We start from the raw sequence: 22,636 nt of genomic DNA, 5'->3' as shown, positions 1-22,636 counted from the left end.
AATGAACGGCATCCGGTTTCAAAAGCCGGCTTGCCGATCCGCGTTGTCGGAATGGTCGCCCGGTTATTGACTAGAAACGTCAGATCGGGCACGAGCCATCTCTCTTCGACAACCTGCCCAGAAACCTCCTCTTGGATGTTTCCTTCACCTTCGTGAAGTCCTGGCGACCCAACCCCTTTCAGTTGGCCCCCATTGATGCTGTCCTTGAAGGACATCGGTCATACTCGCGTGACCGTTCTTTGGATCGCTTGTGGGAAACCCTCGGCGTCGATTCGGGAACTCCTCCCACCGCGCTGTCCTGCCTTGCCGCTTCATTCCCATCCATCTGCCTTCGAGCTGACGTATGCCCGACAATCTTTCTGAGAAGTTCGCCGACTCGCCATCGAAATCAACGGCCGAGATCACTGTTCGCGTCGTTGTGTTGGGCTTGATCCTGTCCGTTGTGATGGGCGCCGCCAATGTTTACGTGGGTCTGAAAGCGGGGATGACAGTTTCGGCATCGATCCCCGCCGCAGTCATGGCGATGCTCTTGTTTCGATTGTTCTTCAAGAACTCGACGACCCTGGAAGCGAACCAGGTCCAAACCTGTGCTTCGGCTGGCGAGTCATTGGCGGCTGGGATCATTTTTACGATGCCGGCCATGATTCTGATTGGGTACTGGACCGAATTTGACTACTGGACCGTGACGCTGGTGGCCTTCACCGGTGGTCTGTTGGGAATCCTGTTTATGATTCCGATGCGGAAAGTATTCGTGGTCGACAACGAGGAATTGAAGTATCCCGAGGGGGTGGCGTGTGCCGCGGTGCTCCGGGCTGGAGAAACTGGCGAAGAAGACGAGGCTGGAAAAAGGCTGCTCATCGGTGGCGTGCTGGGTGGATTGGTAAAGGTCTTCGGAGGTTTTCTGGGACTCATTCACGGAAGTCTGGAAACGGCAGGCATCGCGGGGTCCAGAATCTTCTATTTCGGCGGCGACCTTTCCCCCATGCTGATTGCCGTTGGATTCATCGTCCGATTGAACGTGGCCATTTTGATTTTCATCGGTGGCGCGATGGCTTGGCTGATCGGCATTCCACTGTTGGGCGGTGGGGTGATTGGCGACGGCGTCGATGGCGCAGTCGATCAAGCGTACGGCATCTGGAGTGGTCAGGTGCGTTATGTGGGCGTGGGGGCTATGGTCGTCGGTGGTTTCAGCGCGCTGATCGCAGTGCGGCACGGATTGGTGGCGGCCGTTGCACACCTGTGGAACGGCATGACTGCTGAACGAGATCTGACGCAAGCGGACACGGAACGCGACATTCCATCCTGGGCGATTTTGACGCTGGGGATGCTATGTGTCGGGTTGCTGGCAATGATGAATTACTGGTTCACCAACAACGTGGCGATCACGGTGCTGTCCACGATTGTGATGCTGGTCATGGGGTTCTTCTTCACGGCGGTTGCCAGTTTCATCGTTGGTTTGGTTGGCAATTCCAACAGCCCTGTTTCGGGAATGACCATCACGGCGGTGCTCGTCGCGGGTGGACTGTTGTACTTAGCCAATTACACGGGCATGGATGGCATGGTCGCGACACTTGGCATTGCGGCGATCGTATGTTGTGTCGCCTGCACCAGCGGCGATGTGTGCAATGACCTCAAAACAGGTTCACTGGTGGGTGCCTCTCCTTTTCGACAACAGATGATGCAGATCGCCGGGGTGACCGTGGCGGCATTCGTCATGGCACCCGTGTTGACCTTGCTTCACGAACACGGGGGCGGAATAGGAAGCAAGGAACTCTCGGCACCTCAAGCTGGCTTGTTCGCAAGTCTCGCCAAAGGCTTTGCTGGCGAAGGAGAACTGCCGTGGAAGCTGATCGGAATCGGTGCGGGATTGGGAGTCGCAATCCTTTTGATTGATGAAGCCTTGAAACGCAGTGGAGCAAAATTCCGAGCTCACTTGATGCCCATCGCGGTCGGCATGTATTTGCCCTTCGGATTGGCGACGCCGATTTTGATCGGCGGCTTGATCGCCCACTTCTACTCCAAAGACAAGCCGGTCCAAGAGCACGACACAGTGCTGCATCGCGGAGTCTTGTTTTCGTCGGGAGTCATCGCGGGCGAGGCGCTCACGGCGGTCGGAATCGCGGGGTTGGCCGCGTTCGGAATCCAATCGTTGCAGCTCGGACTATCACCTAAATTGGTGACGGGGCTCTCTTGCCTGGCCGCGGCATTGATAGTGATTGTCTTTATTGTCATGGCGAAACCGCTTCCGCAAAACAAGCGATAGCGATTGTGGGAAACTCCCCGTTCGACGGACTTCCACCTGTCGCACCTCTCCCGAAACGAAGTTAGGGGAGAGCGATATACTAGGTCGAGCGACGCCGTTCAGGCGTACACGAGGGTGAGGGCCGAGCATGGGGAGCGGCGCGTATGGCGCTCCCCCGGAAATCTCGCTGAATGTTCGCTTTCCGACCCCTCCCGCTGCTCGGGCGTGCAGTTTTTTGGTGCTGGGTTTTGACGGGTTTCTGCAGCAACCACCCATCACAACCCGAAGCGTGAGCGAGGGACGCCCCCAACTCCCACGACGGCCCCATCCGGGGCGACCGTTTGTTTTCCGGCATCGGTCTCTCGGGGCTTCCGCCCCGAGCTAAGCATGACGGCCCCATCCGGGGCGATACCCAGACGCCCGCCACCATTTATTTTTCGAACGTCCCAAGGGAGGGTGATAATAAACGCTTGGCAACACGGTACTTCAAAACGGCACGACCTCCTCAACGGGCGGGGTTCGCCAGAGGCTACCAGCAGGGCATTCAGAAGCCGCACAATCCAGACGATCAGGTGGAACGGGGGAGTTTGCGCGGACCATTTGTTGTGGTCCACCAGCCACCGATCGTCAAGCAACGCGTCAGTGAACTACAGCGTGTAGTACTCTTCCCAGCCTTTTCGGGGAGCGTGCCCCTTGAGAAGCTGGTTGGCTTGTTCGTTGTTCGTGATCTCTCGCGTTTCCGCGTCAAACTTGAGAGTTCCACCAAGTCGCTGAGCGATGCAGCCAATCATGAAGACCTGCGTCAACGGACCCGAGACTGCAAACTTCGAATTGCATTCTTCTTTGCCCATCGCGGCGAGCAAGAAGTTCTTCATGTGGTTTTGGTTGGTTTCGCCTGCAGGAATCTTGGGCGTCTCGATCGCATCCTCTGAATCCGAAAGAATGCTGAGTTTCCCACTGTGCGTGCCACCGATGAATGTCAAATCATCGCTGTAGATCACCTTTCCGCAAGCGGGAACCGATTTGCCTTCGCCCAGTGCCTTCGGACGCGGAGGCGTGTTCTTGACTCCGTCGTACCAGTTGATTGACATGGCCGGCATGCCTGGTCCACGTTCTGCGAATTCAAATGCGATCGTGGTTGCCATGGGGAAGATGAAGTCATTCTGCCCTTCCAATTTGTCGGCGCGGACTTCGTAGGGCAGTCCCAATTCGAGGAAGCGGTGAATGCTGTCCAAGGTGTGCGGTCCCCAATCGCCGAACGCACCATCGCCATAGTCGTACCAACCTCGCCAATTGCCTCCATCGAGCCGCTTGCTGTAGTCACGCATCGGTGCGGTCGCGGACCACACGTCCCAGTTCATTCCAGCCGGCATCGGCTCCGCGGCTGGGTACCCGGTCACGTCTCCCCATGGATGCCAACGACGTCCTTTGTTCATACAAGCGTCGACGCGGCGGACATTTTGAATGATTCCGTCCTCGACCCAGGTTTTGAACTGCATGCGTTGAGAAGACGAGTGCCCCTGATTCCCCATTTGGCAGATGCCGTTGTGTTTCTTTTCTGCCGCGATCAGCAGCTCACACTCCTCGAACGTGTGCGCAAGTGGTTTCTCGACGTAGGTGGCGACACCCTCTGAAATCGCACGCATGGCAATGGGAAAGTGCGTGTGGTCGGGCGTTCCCACCGTGCAAGCGTCGATCTTGCCGCCCATGTCGTCAAACATCTTGCGAAAGTCATCGTAAACCTTCGCATCACGGTGTTGCTGTTTGAAGCGAGCGGTGCGGGACGGATCGACGTCACAAAGGGCAACGACATTGACCATGCCGGATTTGATCGCGTCGTTGCCAATGGCGGCTCCGCGATTGGTGCAACCAATGATCGCCAGGTTCAGCTTGTCGCTCGACTCGGCCGCTGTCGCGGATGGAATGCCGACGGTTCCGATGCCAATGGTCGCAGTCGTGGCCGTTTTCAGAAAAGAGCGACGGTTGGCGGTAGTCATCTTGTTGGTCACGGCGAGGAATTCCAGTTTGGCGGGCACAGGGTGTCAATGGGTTCGGGTTTCGGCCCCTCATCATACGCGATCCAAGCGAACCATTTGACTTTGAAACGACCTTTCACGGCTGGGGTCGGACGCGCCCGCGAGAAGCTTTTTGACAACGGCAGACGTCCCGAACGTCGACGCTGATTTTGGCGGAGGACAGCCCAAGATCAGTAGGAACGTGAAAACAGCTTGCGAATCCTCCCAGTTGCGATTCAACCGTTGTTTGTCTTGCACCTTGATTCTCCGTCGAAGAGAATTTGTTTGAGCCCAAATCAAATCGGGTGCTTGCCGAGCGAAGCAGTTGAAACGGACGTTCCGCTGGCATTGTGAATATTCAAGGAGAGTACCGACCATGTCATTCATCCGAAGTCTCCGAAACTCGCTGGCAATCTTGTGCTTGATGGCGGGAACTTGTGCGGCCCAACAACCTGGCTCGCGGTTCTTCACCGACCAAACCGGCAAGTTTCGAATTCGAGCCGTGGTGATGGATCTTGATGAAACCGAGGTGAAGCTCCAGAAGGCAGATGGCGTCGAAGTGGTGGTGCCATTGGCCCGACTTTCAGATCGGGACCAAACGTTCCTTCGCGACATGTTGCAGAGATACAAGGCGATGGTGGGGGACTTTCCCATCGGAACCAAGGTCGAGATCAAATCGACAGGGGGTTGGTACCCAGGCGAAGTGCTGCAGGTTCAGCCTGGCAAATACTTCATTGCGTTTGACGACTATTCGGATAGCTGGAACAAGTGGGTGACGGCGGAGGAGTTGCGATTGAATGCCGAGGCGGATCCTCCGGCTGCCGTTGCAAATGAAAATCCAGCTAGCAACTCCACCAAGCCCGAAATGGAACCGGTCGTAACTCTCCCCGAGGAGCAGAACACCAACCTGGACAGTGCAACGATCTCGCCTCGACTGACGCTCGAACTTCCACCGACCACTCCACCGGTCTACAGTCACGAGTCGATCCAACGCCGCCGTTTTGTCGGTCACCTATCGGACAATGGATGGTCAGCTCCGATTTCAACGGAAGCGGGACCAACGCTTGAAAACTGGACCTTTCAGCTTGACCCATCTCACAAAGACAAATCGTGGAATGCGTTCATTCCATCGGTCTACCGCGAGCGTGCCTTGTTGGTCCGGGATGATCAACTGGTCGCACTCAATTTGACTAACGGGAAGATTGAGTGGCAAACCGACGAACTGCCTCGCACGACGATGAATCCCTTGGCGTTGTCAGACGACGGGCGACGTCTGATCGTTTCCCTCAGCGATGAGGAATCACGACCAACCGGACTTTGCGTTTATTTGATCGAAGACAATTCGGCCTCAATTGAATGGGTGTGGCGTCCTGTTCCAGAGTCGCACCAAGTGAGCCAAGTTCAATCTGCGTTCTGGCTCAAGAACGATCGTGTGGCTGTGCTCGATGAAAAACGCTTTGCGGTTTGGATGCCGGAGACGAAGTCACAACATGCCATCATCACGGCCAACAGCAAGACACCCATTGAGTTCTCGCCTGCCAGCGAGATGGCCGCCTTCTTTGTGTTTGGTCATATCACCATCTACAAAACGGATGGCATTCTAGTCTTGGCGAACACAGAACCGCTGAGATCTAGCGTGAAGAAGGTCAGTTTTGCTCCCAGTGGAACGAAGCTCCTCGTCAGCGGCGCTGGTTCTCCCACCATCGTTTCAATGAACAACGGAAAGCCCCGAACTTTGGAGGCGGAAGGACTATCGGATTCCATTGTTGAATGGATCGACGATCGCTACGCGCTCGTCGATGGAGCATCCATCTTCGATTCCAAGTCCAATCGAATCGTTTGGAAGTTCAATCTCACCTCCTATCGACAATCGGTCGGTTCCGTCAGCACACTGGCCGGGAAGTTGCTGATTCAAAACGAACGCGACTCGAAGATTCTTGTTCGGGACCTGTTCGATGTCGTCTCTCCCGATCAGCTCGAGCCACCGGCTCCCAAAGTCACTTCCGTCCGCCCTGGAGCAAAGGTTGCGATTCGTGTTTTTGGATCCATGGCGGAGCAGTATCGGCAACCGATCCGAACTCAGTTGGAAGCCATGGCGAGGAAGAATGGCTGGATTGTTGACCAGGACGGCCCGTTCGTCCTCCGAGCCGACGTGAACCAAGTGACTGAATCCGTCAGCTTTGAAACGTCCAACATCATCGGATTTGGCAAGAAGAACGAGACGATTCCGGTGACTTATGGAACCTATCGTGTCGCGATGTACGCTGGCGATGATGCGTTAATGGTTCGGGGCTTCAATTCGTTGGTAACCACGATGGGGGTGATTCCGCGAAGCAAGACCCTTCAGCAGTGGGTCAATGAGCGCAGCGAGTTTGACATCGCCAAGATCAAAACGGTCACGTTTCCAGAAACCATCGAACCCAAACCAGAGAAGGAAACGATCGGATCGACGGATCTCTGGGAGATTCCTTGACTCCAGATTCAGTGGTTTGCTGCGCCGCTTGCTCTCGAAACCAGGCTGTCGTTCACCACATCAGGTGCGGGGATTTGTCACGTGAATCGATGGGGTTTCCCAATGGAGTGACCTTGCCCCTATCATGTGTTGCCGGCCAGCGAACGGCCGGGAACATTGAAAAGGTTGGCTTTTAGGGAAGATTGAGTTGTTGGAATTGACGCATCGTGCGATGGCATGTGACTTTGTGGTGCTGGTGCCAGATGAGAATCAACGGGTCGGCAATCGCTCGGTCGCCGATGTTGTGTTGCGGCACCTGGAGGCAATTGAAGAGATCGAGCGAGCTCTCACGGTTTACCGGGACGACAGCGAAATCGCTCGCATCAACGCGTTGGCGTTTGAGCAAGCCGTTCACGTGAAGCCACCCACCTTTGACCTGCTGGTCAAAGCGAATGCGTTGGCGGAGAAGACGCAGGGGGCATTCGACATCACTGCCGGGCCATTGGTCGAGACGTGGGGATTCACCAAACGGGAAGGCCGCAAGCCGAAACCAGACGAAATTGAGCTCGCCAGGTCTCGTGTGGGTTGGGAACATCTGATGCTGGACACGACTCACCGAACCGTTCGCTTTGGTGTCGAAGGCATGGCGTTGAATCTGGGGGCAATCGGCAAGGGCCACGCGATTGATGTTTTGGCTGCAGCGATGCGGGCAGACGGCATGCGTGACTTCCTCATCCATGCGGGGCACAGCAGCGTTCTGGCGGCTGGCAATCAGCAACCGTTGGAACCCTCGAGCTCCGAGGACATCGCCCGCGCCAAAACGGAACTCAATGAAGTCTCCGAACGGAACAAGGAAGCAGCCACCCAAGAAGAAGCCCCGACGGGTTGGCTGGTCGGCGTGTCACACCCCACTCGTCCGGGACGTCGATTGGGCGGGCTTTGGCTGCGTGACGAAGCGTTGTCGACCAGCGGCAGTGGCAAGCAATTTTTTCACCACCAGGGCAAACGATACGGCCACGTCATTGATCCACGAACGGGATACCCCGCTGGCCAGTGGTTGTCGTTGACCTTGACGACGACTCATGCGGTGGATGCGGACGCCTTGTCGACCGCTTTGTTTGTGATGGGAAACGAGGACGCGAAAGCGTATGCTGCTGAACACGGCATTGGATTGATTTTGGTCCGTGCTGGAAAACGCCAGGAAGAGGTCTCGATCGACAAAACGGGGCCCTTGATCTGGCACGACAATTGACCATCGTTGGAACATCCCTTGGCGGCCCGTTGGCGGATGGCCCATTCAGCGGGCCCAGGTCTCGAAGCCACAACTTTTTCCAGCCGTTTCGGTGAATCGGTCGGCGATCGTTTGGTCCTTTGATTCCATTGCGTTCTGGCTGACACACCTCACCTCTGCATCGTCCTCGCTGACACCCTTCCATGTCCGATTCATCCACCAGCACCACACCAACAACCGCTCCTCCAACGGAATCGAATCCGGCGGTTCATGATCCACCGCGATCCATCGCGCCGACGCCTCAGTTGTCCAGACGCGGCCTGTTCCTCGCTTTGGCGACGGTCTGTTTTGTCCCGCTGTTCGGGCTGAGTCTGTACGCAGTGATCTTCGGCAAAGCCAGCGAACATGGTCTTCCGGTCGAGATTCTGATCGACCGCCGGCCGCTGATGACCGTGCAAGGCAACTCGCAGTTGTTGGACGATGTCTTGGTGGTGACCAACCAAGCGGACTTTGAGATCCCCAATGTCACGATGAATTTGAACGGCCAGTACTTTCTGTACCAGGACAAGCCGCTGGGCGTGGGCGAAACTCTGGTTCTCCGCCAAGCCGCCTTTGCCACCAAAAGCAGCCAATTCTGGGTTCCTGGACGCTATCCAATCACAGAAATCACGGTAACTGGGAAGTTGCCCACTGGTGCGCGGGGCGTGAAAGAGGTGCAATTCTGACTCTCACGTTTCAAACACAATTTTCTTACACAGGGAACTCTGGGTGAGCTCGGTTTTGGATCCCAAATGGACGCGCAGCGACGCGTCCCAAACGTACGACATCGATCGCTGGGGCGGAGGTTATTTTTCAATTTCCGAATCGGGCACGGTGTTGGTTTCACCCGACCGGGATTCGTCCCAGAGCATTGACTTGAAGGAGCTGGTCGATCGCTTGGGACAACGCAATTTGGACCTGCCGATTCTGTTGCGATTCAACGGGATTTTGCGTGACCGGCTGCGCCAATTGGACGAGTGTTTCAAGAATTCGATCCGAGACCACAAGTATCAAAACCGCTACCGCTGCGTGTTCCCGATCAAGGTCAACCAGCAGCGCGAAGTCGTCCAACAGATCGTCAGCGAGGGCGCCCGACTGGGGTTCGGCATTGAAGCGGGCAGCAAACCCGAGTTGGTCGCGGCGGTGGCAATGGGCGATGCCAGCGTTCCTGTCGTCTGCAATGGTTTCAAAGACGAAGAGTTCATTCGATTGGCTCTGTTGGCGCAGCGTCTTGGCCGGGTTGTCTTGCCCGTCGTTGAAAAGGTCAGCGAACTGGATCTGATCTTGGATGTGGCCAAGGACATTGGCGTGCGTCCAACGATCGGCATGCGTGTGAAGTTGGCGACTCGAGGCAGCGGTCGTTGGCAGGCCAGCGGAGGTTACCGCAGCAAATTCGGGCTGACGGTGGCCGAATTGCTCGACCAACTGGATCGCTTGATCGCGATGGACATGGGCGACTGCCTGCAGTTGCTGCACTTCCATGTCGGCAGCCAAATCGGAAACATTCGGCAACTGAAATCGGCCATTTTGGAAGCGGCTCGAATCTACGTGGACTTGGTGCGTCGCGGCGCAGGCATGCGTTACCTGGACGTCGGTGGCGGCCTGGGCGTCGACTACGACGGTTCACGCAGTGACAGCGAATCCAGCATGAACTACACGATGCAGGAATACGCCAATGACGTCGTCTATCACACGCAAACGGTTTGCGACGAAGCCGGTGTGCCGCACCCCGAACTGATCTCAGAATCGGGTCGGGCCGTCGCCGCTCACCACAGCGTGTTGGTGATGGAGACGCTGGGCGTGACCTCGCAAGGCGTCGCGAATTTGCCCTCGTGGGCAAAAGTCGAAGGCGAGCCAGTCTCACCAGATCACGGGGGCAGTGAGATGGACTCCGTCGGAGCCATTGAGACTTCCGAGATGGAAGGACCACCTCAGTCTTACGAACAACCGGTGCATGATCTGTGGGTTGGTTATGTGAACATGACGCAAGCCAGCATGATGGAGACGTTTCACGACGCGCAGGTATCACTGGATCTTTGCATGAACCTGTTCAGTGGTGGTTACTTGCCATTGGAACAACGTGTGGCCGCGGAAAACCTGTACTTCGCGATCTGCCACCGGGTGCGAGAGCTGGCCGAATCAATGAAGGAACGTCCCGACGATTTGAAGCATCTCGACCGAATGTTGTCGGACATCTACTTCGCGAATTTCTCTCTGTTTCAGTCGATGCCGGATTCCTGGGCAATCGATCAACTGTTTCCGATCATGCCGATCCATCGGTTGCTGGAAAAGCCAACCCGCCACGCGGTGCTGGGGGACATCACCTGCGACAGCGACGGCAAGGTTGACGCGTTTGTTGGCGGCGGTGGACGGCAGCGAACATTGATGTTGCATCCGCTGAAATCCGGCGAACCCTATCAGTTGGCGGTGTTCATGGTGGGTGCCTATCAAGAGATTCTGGGAGACCTGCACAACTTGTTTGGCGACACCCATGCGGTCCACGTGGACATCGAGGACGGTGTGACCAAGGTCCGCTCGATCGTCAAAGGCGACACGGTCTCGGAGGTCTTGGGCTACGTCCAGTACGAGGACCGTGAGCTGATCGAGAACCTGCAAGATTCGGTAGAAACCGCGATTGGCAAAGGGAGCATCGATCATCAGCAAGCTGGCGAGACCGTCGCCGCCTACGAACGCGCACTCAGCGGATACACGTATCTGTCGACACGAACAAAATGATTCGTGGATCTGCTGTGGTTCCGTGGCAGACTTTTTGCACGGTTCGATTTGAGTCGTTTCCTTCTCTTCGGTTCTATGACTGCCCTTTATGTCGTCGCCCACACCTGACTTTGACGTTTCGAACTTCGAACGCGAACTGATTCTCCGAAACATGCGGCTGGAGGACTACGATTCGATGGTCGAGATGCAGCTCGCCTGTTTCCCTGACATGCAACCGTGGACACGAGAGCAAGTCGAAAGCCAGCTGGCGCACTTTCCAGAAGGCCAGATTGTGATCGAATGCGACGGGAAGTTGGTCGCCAGTAGCAGCAGTTTGTTGCTGCACTACGACGACGACTTGGAATGGCACGACTACAAGAAGATCGCCGACAGTGGCTTCATTCGAAACCACCAACCCACCGGCGACACGCTGTATGGCATCGAAATCATGGTGCATTCCGATCTTCGAGGGATGCGTTTGTCGAGGCGTTTGTACGACGCCCGCAAGGAACTCTGTCGTTCACGAAACATCGAACAGATGATCGTTGGTGGACGCATTCCGGGCTACCACTTGCACGCCGATGAGATGAAGGCGAGTGAGTACATTGACCGAGTGATCGACAAAACGTTCTTCGATCCAGTTCTCACGGCGCAAATCGCAAACGGGTTCTCACTACAAGGCTTGATTCCGAACTACTTGCCAACGGACATGCAGAGCTGCGGTTACGCGACATTCTTAGAATGGCGGAACCTTGATTATGTCTCGGCGGCGAAGCGACGTTTCCGCCGCACTGTCCGTCCGGTGCGAATCGGTGCGGTCCAGTATCAGATGCGGGCAGTGAAAGACTTCGAAGAGTTCGCTCAGCAAGCACGCTATTTTGTCGACGTGGCGGGGGATTACAAATGTGATTTCTTGTTGTTCCCTGAGTTGTTCACCACGCAATTGCTTTCGTTCCTGCCCAATGAGCGACCGGGACAAGCCGCCCGGACATTGGCGGAGTTCACGCCGCAGTACCTGGAATTGTTCAGCCACTTGGCGGTCAAGTTTGACACCAACATCATTGGCGGTTCCCACTTTGTGATCGAAGACGAACGACTCTACAACGTCGCGTTTTTGTTTCACCGAGACGGGGGAATCGACAAGCAGTACAAGCTGCACATCACACCCAGCGAACGAAAGTGGTGGGGCGTCGTTGGCGGTCCAGGCATCGAAGTGCTACAAACCGATTGTGGACCGATCTGCATTCAGGTGTGCTATGACATTGAGTTTCCCGAGCTATCACGAATTGCGGTTCAGAAGGGCGCCCAACTGATTTTCGTTCCGTTCAACACGGACAACCAACATGGTTACTTGCGTGTGCGGACTTGCGCTGCCGCACGCTGTGTCGAAAACCATGTTTTTGTCGCGATCGCGGGCTGCACTGGGAACCTGCCGTTTTGCGAGAACGCGGACATTCACTACGCCCAGTCGGCGGTGCTGACGCCATTGGATGTCACGTTCGCTCGTGAAGGCATTGGGGCCGAAGCGAATCCGAATGTCGAGACCGTCGTGATCTATGACGTTGACCTGGAGTTGCTACGCCGACATCGAGAACAAGGCAGCGTGCAGAACTGGAACGACCGCCGGTTGGACCTGTACAACGTCACCGAGACACCCCCAGCCGAAGGTCCTCAGTAGGCAAGCCGAGGGTCGGATTCAAACGACCGCCCACGCTTGCGTCGAACGGCAGCCTGGCCCGAGTCACCCTCCACAAAACTACAAAAAAGGAGCGCGTACAAATTGAATTGCACACGCTCCTTTTGCTGTGGTTGTCTTTTCAATGGCGGCTTCTTGAACCGAACAATGTCAAAACTCGGCCAGTGCCGAAGCGGTTTCGCGATCCCTCACGCAAACGGGCCAAACGGCTCGCATGGTTCTGCCCGTTCATTCCTGCCTAGCTGCTTAGTAGAGCAGGAGCTCAAAACCGGCTTTGAGCACGACTGCGTCATCGAAGCCCATGTTCGCTCCATCCCACGTTGCGTAGTCGGCCAGGTAGTCGATTCCGAGGACGGTGCGACCGGGAATGCCCCACACGCAGATGTCATGTTTGACATCGATGCCGTACGTGGTGGTGAATTTGTTGTTTGAGCCGGTCGTCAGTCCGTCGCTGCTGACGAATTGCCCATCCAGGTCATAGAGCCCCAGACGCAGGTCAACCCAAACGGGGCGACGACCGAATGCAGTTTCCCAACCGGCCACCACGACGGCACCGCGGTAGGAGTTGTCCAGCTCGTTGTCGCTGATCTCTTGCTTCCATTCCATTTGGCTGTAGCCGGTACCAGCGGACAAATCGTGCACCCCAAAGGTCCACGTGTCACGAAGGATGGCGTCGAAGCCGTACATTTCAGTGTTATCGGAAACGGCGTAGGTGACGTTTCCTTCGACGCTGGTTCGGTACCCATCAAAGCGGTGATGACCGCGAATGTCGGTCAGGAAACCAACTGAGTCACCGGAGTCGCCTTGGTAGGTCGGCAGCAGGGGTGCCCAAATCGCTTTGCGACTGGTCAGCTCAGTGCCTTCGACGGCATGGGCGGAGGATGCCGACCAGGTCACGGCAGCGAACCCCACAAGGGCCACGGCAATTCGCAGGATGGATTCGAATCGTGTCTTTGTCATCGCGTCGCTCAGCTTGGCATTGGGAGGATGCACAGGGGCGAACAAACTGCGGCTCATTTGCCGGGGGCTTGTTCGAATGACGCGAGGACCGCCTCACGCGTCTGTCTGAGTTGACTTCGGCCGAGAAGCCGCAGTGGCGACGAACAACTTTGTTGATTTGCCTCAAGTCCGAATCAGAAGCGGTTGCGTGATTCGTTTGTCGATATCACAACGGCGACCACGTTTTTCCTCAAGTTGCGGAAACGATGATCGCCGTCGCTGATCCATGGGATGTGTGCGACAACGCGATCACATTGGGCTGGGTCAACGGAGTCGATGAGGCGACGACATTCAAAGGCTCCGGGCAATCCGAAGCATGAGCCACTGGCGGTGCCACGCCTCGTTGGGCGGCAACCACTGCGGCAATGAGGCCCAGCATTCCTGTCGCCGCACCAGTGTGCCCCAGCAATCCGATGGGCAAAGTCACCGGCACACCCGGCAAAGCCTTCGTAATCGCTTCAGCTTCTTGAGCGTCAATCACCGGGTCGCCCATGCCGTGTCCAACCACCAACCCGATGTCGTTGGCCGTCAATCCGGCGTCGGACAAGGCAGCTTGGATGGCAATTTCAATCGCGGCGGATGACCCGCGTCCAGCGTTCTTTTCAGACGAACTGGTGAACTGCCCCGCAGCAAACGCAGCGGAGGGAACAAAACGCGAAGCCATTCCCAGAACCCTGGCGATGGGCTTGCGATTTCCCGACGAGGCAGATTCCCCCGATTCCAAGATCAAGCACGCCGCTCCTTCGCCTCGTACGATTCCCTGAGCGTCTTTTGCGTGAGGGCGACTGCTGCGGCAGACAGGATCCGATGCACCTGTGAGCGGTTGATCTTCGGTGAACATCGTTCGGGTGGTGTTCATCCGCGACCCGGCCGCGGCGGCGACCATGATGTCCGCGATCCCACGACGCAGGTAGCCACAGGATTCCAGGACCGCGTTGGGGCCGGAGACATCGCCGACGGTCAAGGTGTTGTTGGGACCATGCGAATTGACGGCGATCCCAACGTGACAGGCAGGCATGTTGGGCAGGTACTTCAACATCCACAGCGGCGTGATCGACCGCATCGCCGCGTTTCCAAACTTGGAACGATCGATCTCATCGGCTTCGGTTTTGCAGGCCGCAAAGGCGTCGGCGAGTTCCTCGGGATCCCCGTACAGCATTTCACTGCCAAACACAGTCCCAATTCGTTCGACGGCGATGCGTCCCGACTTCTTGGCTAGTTCGGCCGGTTCAGCGGGAAGCAGCGAGGTCAGACCCGCATCCTCGATCGCCATCTGGGAGGCTGCGAAGGACGTCTGGATTTCGCGGCACATCACCTTCAACGCTTTTCGCGGTTTGACGTACTGCTTGGGGTCAAATTCGGTGATCGGGGCGCCAATCTCGACCGCAGATTCGGGCTGGGTCGGTCCCGAGTGGCCTTCCTCAAACTTGAACCGAGCCGTTGCATTCCGATCGCCCACCGTGGAATCGACCAGTTCGATGACTCCGCTGTTCGCTTGGAGCAGAGATTGCGTGAAGGCTTCCCGCCCCAAACCAATCGATGAAACCACACCGACGCCGGTGATCACGATGTCACTGCGGTTCATGAAAGAATCGGTCAAAACAAGAGAAAACGGGACAAGCGGGTGGCAGCAGTATGATCCGATTGATGGCTTGAAACCAGACCGTGCCTGTCAATCTAGGTCGACAAAATCGATTGGTGCGTCAATGTCCGGATGCAAACTTTGATGAACGGGGCATTTCCGTGCCGCCGCAATCAGTCGATCTCGCATCTCGGGTAGCAATTCCAAACCTGCCGGAAACGCAACCCGAGTTTTGAGGCTGGCAATTCGGCGAACCGGAGTGCTGGCCATTTCCTTTTCGACGCGAATGGTTGTTCCACTCAAGTCAAGCTCGTGCCGATCCGCCACCAATCCCATGATTGTCATCACGCAAGTCCCCAATGCGGTGGCAACCAAATCGGACGGAGAAAATGAGGCACCGCGTCCACCGTTGTCGGTGGGCGCGTCAGTGAGCAGTTGAGTCCCGCTGGGCCCGTGAGTGGCTTCGCAGTGAAGTTGACCTTGATAAACCGCAGTGATTTCAACGGACATGCGTCACTTTCAATCAGAACGAGGAACACGGAGGGAGCAAACGCTCAAAAAAAAACGCGGGCGGAAACAAAGTTCCGCCCGCGAGTTTGGTGGGAAGCTTCCGGTTGTTCAACCGGTCGAGCATCCGCAGGTCAGGCTGGAGCTTCCGCTTCCAGTTCCGCAACCAACTCTTCATTTTCATGCTTGGGAGCTTTGAAGCCGACCAGCAAGATCAGGTAGAGGACTGCCATCGTGCAAGGCACCAAAGCGGTCACACGCAGAGCCATTCGGCTGCCATACAACGTTGCGACTGAAACAGGTTCGCTGTCGACTACCGCGAATTCCTTGTTGGTTTCCCACCAAGTGTATTGCTTTCGCAATTCTTCGTATTTGGGGTCGTCCCAGTCTTCGCCAGCCAATTCCCGGTCCGCTTCGATCGCGGCTCCCGAGTCCTGGATCATCTTGGACTTGGCTCCATCCAGACCGGTGATGGCGGGGAAGACCAAGAACTGGTTCTCATTGGGAGCCTTGACCCGCTCAAACGTTTCCGGAGCGGCTTGTTCCAACTGCTGAGAAGCGTAGTAATCCTGTTTGTAACCAATGCCGGGACCGCCCAACAAACCTGCCGAGAGCATTCCGACGCAGCCCATGATTGCCATGCCGACGGTGGCACTGTTGGGATAACGTTCGCCCAGGACGCCCAACATGGTTGGCCAAAGGAACGTTTTGCCCACGGCGTAAACCGAAGCGGCCAAGAACATGAAGCCAACGTTCGTGCCGATGCTGATCAGGTAGAGACCACAGGCACCGATGACGGCACTGACCAAGAGCAAACCAAGCGACGAAATCCGGTGGACAATGGGGCCAGCGAAGAATCGCAAGATCGTCATCAACAAGGACGTGTAGATGAACAGGGTCGTTCCGGTGCTTTCGCTGTTCAGGATGCTGCCGGTGATCTTATTGATCCAGCTGTCGGTGCCGAGTTCAACGTATCCAACGCAAGCGTGAGCGAGCAGCAAGATCAGGAAGAACGGGCCGATCAGGCGACCAATCATGCCACCGTAAGAGATGTTGCCGCCCTGGGCAGCAGTTTGCGGGAACGTTTCCGTCAAAACGATGAACCCATAGATCAAAACAGGGATCAAGAACGCCGCCATCAAGATTTCCCAAGCGACAATGCTGGAGGCAAACACGATCAGTCCGCCGAGCACCAAACCAGCTGGCCAGCCGGCGTGCAGAATGTTGAGGTAGTGCGTCTTTTGATCAGGGAACAAGGTTGCCGTCAGCGGGTTGATCACCGCCTCGCAAATCCCATTTCCGACCGCAAAAATAAACATCGACCAGTACAGAATGGCGTAGACGGCGTCCTTGCCGCTGGCGTTGAACACCGGCGTCGCCATGAACAACATTGCTGCCGAAACAACGTGACACACAAGTGCCGCCATCAGCAACTTTTTGTATCCGATCACGTCGATCAAGAAGCCTGCGAACAGAATCACGACCCCGAAGCCGACCAAACCACCACCGGTGATCTGTCCGAGTTCCGTCATGGTGAATCCGTATTGGCCAGCCCAGATGCCCAGCAAACCCCCGCGAACCCCAAACCCGATCCCAGCGGCGATGAGGGTTAGAATTCCAGCGATTAGCAGTTTCTTGCGATTGTCCATCGGCATCTCTTGGGAAGATTGTAGGGGGGATTAAACGGCTGTTGACGCCAGGATTGCGGCAGTATAGTTGCATTTCGATTCGCGAGGAATCGGTCTTGAGCGGCATAAAATCAGTCCGCTGCGACTCAGCTGTCGTTCTCGGAGCAAAATCGTTCTGTTCGATTCAAGTTGCCACGTCGAGCACGCCACCGCGCGAGTTCAGGTTCACAGCCAGCGCGCGATCCTCCTGTGGAAGCCTCCGACTCCCCGGCTTTTGCCCAGCCGGAACCACCGTTGCGGCCGACACAAGCCGAACGTTTTAACAACCTCTGATTTCTGGGGCTGGAATTGGTCGAAACCATTTGTGACCACCTCCCGACCGATCTCTCCCCGCGTCGTTGTAGGCATCACACTTGGAATGACGTTTGTCGTCGTTGACTCCAAAGCGTTCCGTTCACTGGCACCTCCCATTTGCCACTGAACAACAGGGAACGCGTTCGGGTTGATGACGAGCATCGTCGCAGTGATGCATCGACTCGTGATTTGTCGGAACCACCTCCCTTTCCCGACCGGATCGCCACCGATGACATTATCCGAATCTCTGGAGCAGGACGAACTCTCGCTGCTGAAAAAGAGTCGCCGCAAAACGCCGACACGCCGAAGTGAAGCGGCTCAGTCGCCCTTGGAAACGTACCTTCGCGAAATCAACGAAACCCCGTTGTTGTGCGCCGCGGAAGAACTCGAACTCGCGGCCCGCATCGCTCAAGGCGACGTGATGGCTCGCGACCAAATGGTTCGTGCAAACCTGCGGTTGGTTGTGAACATCTCGCGTGGTTACACGGGCAAAGGTCTCGGACTGCAGGATTTGATCGAAGAGGGGAACCTGGGGTTGTTGCGTGCGGTCGAAGGGTTTGACCCAATCCACGGGACTCGGTTCAGCACCTATGCAAGTTACTGGATCAAGCAGTCCATCAAACGGGCGCTCATCAACTCAGCCAAAACCATTCGCATTCCAGCGTACATGGTGGAGTTGTTGAGCAAGTGGCGCCGAGCGACCGCACGCTTGAACGAAGAACTGGGACGCACGCCAACCAACGAAGAAGTGGCTCGCGTGCTCGGGTTGCCCAAGAAGAAGTTGCCGATCATTCGCAAGGCGATCAAGATCAACAACTCAACGCCGCAAAGCGATCAGACCGAGGCGGGATGGTCGTTGGGCGACATGGTGCAGGACGATCGACTGAAGGCTCCCGACGAGGAGATGCTCGATCACGACATCCTCAAACACGCGATGAGTTTGCTGGGGGACTTGGAAGAACGCGAATCCACCGTTCTGAAGCTGCGGTTTGGGTTGGGCGGCGTCGAACCGATGACGTTGAAAGAAATCGGTGCTGAGCTGGGGCTGACGCGAGAACGAGTTCGCCAGATCGAAACGGAAGCCTTGCGTCGTTTAGCCGATGGGTTGACGGATCCCCGCGATCGCGGTTTTTAAGCAGGTACGCAGGTGTCATCGGGTATGTGAGCCGTTGGCGTTGGCCACGGTTTTCACGCGCAACCGGGGCGAACGCCTAAACGGCTCACATGGTTGTGCCCGATCATTCCAGCCGACCTGCTCCACGAAGCCAGCGAACGCGGTTGGAGGGCAACCCGCGAACGCGGGGATGGGAGCAGTGGCTTGCGAATTCCGATTCACTCGGCAAACAGCGAGCTGCGGACCTCTTCTTCGATGGATTTGCGCTGGCTCATGACGTCGGCGAAAGTGGCCGCGTCGAGACTGTAGGTCACCGTTTCGGTTTTTGCATCCACGTGTGCGTTGCGAGGTTCTCCGGTCAGCAGAGCGGTTTCGCCGAAGTAGGCACCTTCGGTCAGCTCTGCGACCTCGCGAAAATCGTCGCCGCCGGGATGGGTGGGTTGTTGGATGGAAACGCGGCCCTCGCGGATCAAGTAGAAGCGATCGCCGACGTCACCGTAGGTCACGATTCGATCGCCGGGGCCGTGTTCGGTTCGCGTCATGCTGCGTGACAATTCGGTCAACGTGCTGATCGCGACGCCGGAGAACACGCTGCACTGCGACAGCATTTCACCGAGCACGGCGGCTTCGTTCAGATTGGTGTCGCGAGCGATTTTCCCAAAGTCCATCTTCACGATGCGGTCGGCGACGTCCAAGATTCGGTTGTCGTGCGTCACGATCACGATCGCTACCCCGCGCTCACGCGCCTCGCGTTGGAACAACGTGACGACTTGCCGTCCGGATTCTTCATCCAAAGCCGCGGTGGGCTCGTCGGCCAACAAAATGTCGGGTTGATGGACGAGGCCTCTGGCGACCGCGACCCGTTGTTTCTGTCCGCCGGACAAACCTCCCGGTTTGTATTGAATGCGATCCCCCAGCCCCACGGCTGTCAGCATTTTTGCACAGCGTTCATTCTCTTCACTGCGAGACGCACGGTTGGGTTGGAGTTCCAACGCCATGCGGACGTTCTGCAAAGCAGTCAGCGAACCAAACAGGTTGTGGGCTTGGAAAATGAAGCCCAATCGTTTGCGGAGCGAGCCGATGTTGGTTTGCGACAAATCGTGAAGCGGCTGGCCGAGAACGTTCAACTGGCCTTCTTGGACACGACGCAAAGTGCCGATCAGCGTCAGCAACGTTGTTTTGCCGGAACCGGATTGCCCCGTCATGATGACAATTTCGCCAGGTTGAACCTGGAGATGGTTGTCGTGCAGGACCTGTTTCCGCGCATCACCGGTCCCGTAGTAGTGATTCACACCGCGAACATCGATTGCAGCGGAGCCGTCCAAGGCAATCTCGGGCGTGATCCCGCGTGAAGCGGTCGCACGGACTCCGTTCTTGGCGGTCGGATTTTCGTTTCGAAAGGGAATTTTCACGCGAATTTTCGGGACATTTTGCGTGCCAGACCCGTCAATCGCGATGGCCCGGCGGAGCGGAAAAACGTTACCTTAGCAACTTGTCCCGAATTCGTGTCACCTCGTTTCTGCAGTTGTTCCTCGTGCCCCAAGCCAAGCAACCGATCCCCGCAAGGTCGATCCCACCGGGCATGATCCGATTGCCCCTCACGCTCGCGATCGGGGTTTTCGCGATGATCTGCGGCTGTGATGGCCAATCCGCGGGCCGTTCCGATGAATCAACGAACCCCGACAGGCCCACTCAAACGGTGGCGTTGCAACGAGTCATGGCACTCGGAACGCTGGAGCCTCGAGGAGGAATTCTGGCGGTCATGGCAGCACCGGGAGATCGCGTCGCGAAAATCTTTGTGGATTCCGGGCAAGATGTCACTGCCGGGACCGTGCTGATGGAACTGGAGAGTCTTCCCGCCCGGCAACTCGAACTGACCATCGCCCAAACCAAATTGGACGAAGCTCGACGACGGATCGCAGCGGAGCGAGCGGCAGGAGAAGCCAAACTACAAGTGGCTCGCTCGTCACTGAAGCAAGCTGAATCGAAGTTGAAGGACGCACAGAAGCGTTTCAAAGATTCCAAGGCCGACGGCGGGGAATTGAACCTGCTCAAACAAGCCGCCGATTTGGGGCTACGCCGATTGCGTCAACTGGAAACCGCCTCCCGCGACCCTGCACGCCAACGCTTGGTATCAGAGAATGCCCTGGACACCGAAGCGTTGAAAGTCAGCGAATCGCAGGCTCGATACGAATCGGCTTTGCGAGATGCGGAAGAGGCCATCGACGAAGGCCAGTTTGGTGTCGATTCGGCTGAACAAGAAATTCGTGCGACGGAGTTGTCCTTGATCGCTGCCGAACAATCCGCTTCGTTGGAATCGTTGAAGCAACAAATCGAGCTGTTGAAATTCAATGTGGCCACGTCACGGTTGGTCGCTCCCACCAAAGGCCGTGTGCTTCGCGTCGACGCGACGATCGGAACGGCGACCGGCGTGTCCGCTTTGATGCATCTGGCGGACACGACGCAAATGGTCTGCGTGGCGGAAGTCAACGTCGCGGATCTCTCCCGAGTTGAAATCGGACAAACCGCAATCATCACATCACCCGCCCTGCGGGACCCGCTGCATGGAAAAGTTCAACGCATTCATTCGTTGATCGCCCCTCCGACGTTGGCCAGTCCGTACCCGATGGCGGCGGTGGATCGCTATTCCGCGGATGTGGTGATCGCCATTGACGCGGGGGACGCCGAGAGTGCGAGTCACCTGATCGAATTGCAGGTCGACGTCGAGATCCAAGCCGGCCGCTCCGCAAAGTCGGCCGAAGTGGCGTCGGCAGCGAAGCCGTGACGGAAACGGCCACTGTTGCGAAGCCTGCCAAGCGGTCGGGCAAGAAACGCCGCAAACGCCTCGGCGTGGTGCGAACGTCGCTGGCATGGTCCAACCTCAGTCACATGTGGATTCGCACGGTGGTCTCCATTTGCGGGATCGGTTTCTCGATTCTGTTGATGTTCATGCAACTGGGGTTCCTCGGCAGTGTCGGTGACACCGCCACGGTGTTGCTGGACCAAATGCCCTGTGACTTGCTGGTGCGTTCCCCGGACTACTTGCACATTTACGATGCCTCCAAGACTCGGAATGAGCTTCGGCCTTGGTTGAAATCGATTGATGAGGTCGACGAAGCCGTTCCGCTTGATATCGGTGTGACCCAGTGGATCAACCCGAACAACCAAGATCCGCGAGCGATTGCTGTGATGGGAATCGATTTGAACGCCCCCGCGTTTGACTTGCCGGAGCTGACGCTGGAGATGCGGCGGAAACTGCTGGTCGAAGGCGCTGTTCTGGTTGACGATGCAACCAAGCCCGACTTTGGACCTCAGAACGGGGTGAAGTTCGGACCGGAAGACATTGGGACCGTTGCCGATGTCTTTGGGACGCCCGCCAAAATCGTCGGGACGTTCCATCTGGGCACGGGACTGGCCGCCAACGGAGCGTTGTTGTGCACACGCGAAACATTTCGAAAGCTTGTTCCGGGCAGCAGCGACGAAGAGGTTTCCTTGCTGCTGATTCGGCTGACGCAGGGCGTGACGCGAGAGCGAGGATGCCAGATGGTTGCCGGACGATTGGACTCGCTCGCGGGACCGGCTTCCTCTGCCACAGCACTCACCATCGATGATGCGAAAACGGCAGAACGTTGGCGATGGTACACCGAAACGCCGATCGGAATGATCTTCGCCATGGGCGTGGTGCTGGCGGTCGTGGTTGGTGGTGTGATCAGCTACATGATCCTGGCCTCCGACGTCCAAGCTCACCTCAGCGAGTACGCGACGTTGAAGGCAATGGGCTACGGCACCGGGTTCCTAATGAAAACGCTGCTGACCCAGTCCACGCTGCTAGCAACCATCGCATTTCCGCCCTCGGTGCTGGCGGCATTGCTGCTTTACGCCATCACTTCGGCACTGGCCGGCGTTCCGATTCGCATGACGTTCACTTGGTTGGTGCTGGTCGCCGCCTTGTCGTTGCTGATGTGCAACGCGGCGGGACTGATCGCGATTCGCAAGCTGATTCGCGCTGAACCTGCGAATTTGTTCTGACGCGATTTCGGCCATTCCCTTGCTGGCGGCTGC

General features: G+C 56.9%; 15 protein-coding genes. 9 read left to right on the top strand and 6 right to left on the bottom strand.

The window, feature by feature from the left end; translation table 11 throughout:
• Window positions 1-343 precede the first annotated feature (343 nt).
• On the top strand, window positions 344-2,263 hold the full coding sequence (locus UH5x_RS03740; protein WP_482634749.1) for an OPT family oligopeptide transporter: 1,920 nt from the start codon (window positions 344-346) through the stop codon (window positions 2,261-2,263).
• A gap of 626 nt (window positions 2,264-2,889) precedes the next feature.
• Here the strand turns inward: UH5x_RS03740 and UH5x_RS03735 are convergent.
• Complete coding sequence (locus tag UH5x_RS03735; RefSeq protein WP_482636119.1) at window positions 2,890-4,239, bottom strand: Gfo/Idh/MocA family oxidoreductase; 1,350 nt, start codon at window positions 4,237-4,239, stop codon at window positions 2,890-2,892.
• A gap of 394 nt (window positions 4,240-4,633) precedes the next feature.
• On the opposite strand from UH5x_RS03735, the gene UH5x_RS03730 reads away from it, so the two are divergent.
• The 5 genes from UH5x_RS03730 to UH5x_RS03710 all read left to right on the top strand — a co-directional run bounded on the left by UH5x_RS03730 (window position 4,634) and on the right by UH5x_RS03710 (window position 12,372).
• Window positions 4,634-6,730, top strand: coding sequence for an SHD1 domain-containing protein (locus tag UH5x_RS03730; protein WP_482634748.1), 2,097 nt, complete (start codon window positions 4,634-4,636; stop codon window positions 6,728-6,730).
• 211 nt (window positions 6,731-6,941) lie between these two features.
• On the top strand, window positions 6,942-7,961 hold the full coding sequence (locus tag UH5x_RS03725) for an FAD:protein FMN transferase (RefSeq protein ID WP_482636118.1): 1,020 nt from the start codon (window positions 6,942-6,944) through the stop codon (window positions 7,959-7,961).
• 182 nt (window positions 7,962-8,143) lie between these two features.
• Window positions 8,144-8,665, top strand: coding sequence for a hypothetical protein (locus UH5x_RS03720; protein WP_047814980.1), 522 nt, complete (start codon window positions 8,144-8,146; stop codon window positions 8,663-8,665).
• 43 nt (window positions 8,666-8,708) lie between these two features.
• Window positions 8,709-10,715, top strand: a complete 2,007-nt coding sequence (gene speA, locus UH5x_RS03715; RefSeq protein WP_047814981.1) for a biosynthetic arginine decarboxylase — start codon at window positions 8,709-8,711, stop codon at window positions 10,713-10,715.
• A gap of 88 nt (window positions 10,716-10,803) precedes the next feature.
• Entirely contained in the window at window positions 10,804-12,372 is a 1,569-nt protein-coding gene (locus tag UH5x_RS03710) for a nitrilase-related carbon-nitrogen hydrolase (RefSeq protein ID WP_482634747.1), read from the top strand.
• Between the two features lie 264 nt (window positions 12,373-12,636).
• On the opposite strand, the gene UH5x_RS03705 is transcribed toward UH5x_RS03710, so the two are convergent.
• The 4 genes from UH5x_RS03705 to UH5x_RS03690 all read right to left on the bottom strand — a co-directional run bounded on the left by UH5x_RS03705 (window position 12,637) and on the right by UH5x_RS03690 (window position 17,127).
• Window positions 12,637-13,407 (bottom strand): hypothetical protein, encoded by a 771-nt coding sequence (locus UH5x_RS03705; protein WP_236696306.1) that lies wholly within the window; start codon window positions 13,405-13,407, stop codon window positions 12,637-12,639.
• 172 nt (window positions 13,408-13,579) lie between these two features.
• The gene (locus tag UH5x_RS03700; RefSeq protein WP_047814983.1) at window positions 13,580-14,974 is read right to left on the bottom strand and encodes a beta-ketoacyl-[acyl-carrier-protein] synthase family protein; all 1,395 of its coding nucleotides are present in this window, start codon (window positions 14,972-14,974) and stop codon (window positions 13,580-13,582) included.
• Window positions 14,975-15,061: 87 nt separating this feature from the next.
• The gene (locus UH5x_RS03695; RefSeq protein ID WP_047814984.1) at window positions 15,062-15,481 is read right to left on the bottom strand and encodes an OsmC family protein; all 420 of its coding nucleotides are present in this window, start codon (window positions 15,479-15,481) and stop codon (window positions 15,062-15,064) included.
• A gap of 131 nt (window positions 15,482-15,612) precedes the next feature.
• Window positions 15,613-17,127: an MFS transporter gene (locus UH5x_RS03690; protein ID WP_047815075.1), complete on the bottom strand. Its 1,515-nt coding sequence runs from the start codon at window positions 17,125-17,127 to the stop codon at window positions 15,613-15,615.
• A gap of 562 nt (window positions 17,128-17,689) precedes the next feature.
• Here UH5x_RS03690 and UH5x_RS03685 point away from each other — a divergent pair.
• Window positions 17,690-18,595, top strand: coding sequence for a sigma-70 family RNA polymerase sigma factor (locus UH5x_RS03685; protein ID WP_236696307.1), 906 nt, complete (start codon window positions 17,690-17,692; stop codon window positions 18,593-18,595).
• Between the two features lie 197 nt (window positions 18,596-18,792).
• Here UH5x_RS03685 and UH5x_RS03680 read toward each other — a convergent pair whose 3' ends face one another.
• On the bottom strand, window positions 18,793-19,986 hold the full coding sequence (locus tag UH5x_RS03680; protein ID WP_047815463.1) for an ATP-binding cassette domain-containing protein: 1,194 nt from the start codon (window positions 19,984-19,986) through the stop codon (window positions 18,793-18,795).
• 170 nt (window positions 19,987-20,156) lie between these two features.
• Here UH5x_RS03680 and UH5x_RS03675 point away from each other — a divergent pair, with 170 nt between their 5' ends.
• Both UH5x_RS03675 and UH5x_RS03670 read left to right on the top strand, forming a co-directional pair.
• Window positions 20,157-21,359, top strand: coding sequence for an ABC exporter membrane fusion protein (locus UH5x_RS03675; RefSeq protein WP_236696381.1), 1,203 nt, complete (start codon window positions 20,157-20,159; stop codon window positions 21,357-21,359).
• Between the two features lie 104 nt (window positions 21,360-21,463).
• Window positions 21,464-22,603: an FtsX-like permease family protein gene (locus tag UH5x_RS03670; RefSeq protein WP_482636117.1), complete on the top strand. Its 1,140-nt coding sequence runs from the start codon at window positions 21,464-21,466 to the stop codon at window positions 22,601-22,603.
• Window positions 22,604-22,636: the final 33 nt, after the last annotated feature.

This window comes from Rhodopirellula sp. UH5 (assembly GCF_056839225.1).
Note: the sequence above shows the minus strand (reverse complement) of the source record. Positions and strands in the feature narration are given on the sequence as shown.

Coding starts and splice junctions, on each gene's coding strand:
- UH5x_RS03740 (WP_482634749.1), top strand. CDS start 344: ATGCCCGACAATCTTTCTGAGAAGTTCGCCGACTCGCCATCGAAATCA.
- UH5x_RS03735 (WP_482636119.1), bottom strand. CDS start 4,239: ATGACTACCGCCAACCGTCGCTCTTTTCTGAAAACGGCCACGACTGCG.
- UH5x_RS03730 (WP_482634748.1), top strand. CDS start 4,634: ATGTCATTCATCCGAAGTCTCCGAAACTCGCTGGCAATCTTGTGCTTG.
- UH5x_RS03725 (WP_482636118.1), top strand. CDS start 6,942: ATGGCATGTGACTTTGTGGTGCTGGTGCCAGATGAGAATCAACGGGTC.
- UH5x_RS03720 (WP_047814980.1), top strand. CDS start 8,144: ATGTCCGATTCATCCACCAGCACCACACCAACAACCGCTCCTCCAACG.
- UH5x_RS03710 (WP_482634747.1), top strand. CDS start 10,804: ATGTCGTCGCCCACACCTGACTTTGACGTTTCGAACTTCGAACGCGAA.
- UH5x_RS03705 (WP_236696306.1), bottom strand. CDS start 13,407: ATGAGCCGCAGTTTGTTCGCCCCTGTGCATCCTCCCAATGCCAAGCTG.
- UH5x_RS03700 (WP_047814983.1), bottom strand. CDS start 14,974: ATGAACCGCAGTGACATCGTGATCACCGGCGTCGGTGTGGTTTCATCG.
- UH5x_RS03695 (WP_047814984.1), bottom strand. CDS start 15,481: ATGTCCGTTGAAATCACTGCGGTTTATCAAGGTCAACTTCACTGCGAA.
- UH5x_RS03690 (WP_047815075.1), bottom strand. CDS start 17,127: ATGGACAATCGCAAGAAACTGCTAATCGCTGGAATTCTAACCCTCATC.
- UH5x_RS03685 (WP_236696307.1), top strand. CDS start 17,690: ATGACATTATCCGAATCTCTGGAGCAGGACGAACTCTCGCTGCTGAAA.
- UH5x_RS03675 (WP_236696381.1), top strand. CDS start 20,157: ATGATCCGATTGCCCCTCACGCTCGCGATCGGGGTTTTCGCGATGATC.
- UH5x_RS03670 (WP_482636117.1), top strand. CDS start 21,464: ATGTGGATTCGCACGGTGGTCTCCATTTGCGGGATCGGTTTCTCGATT.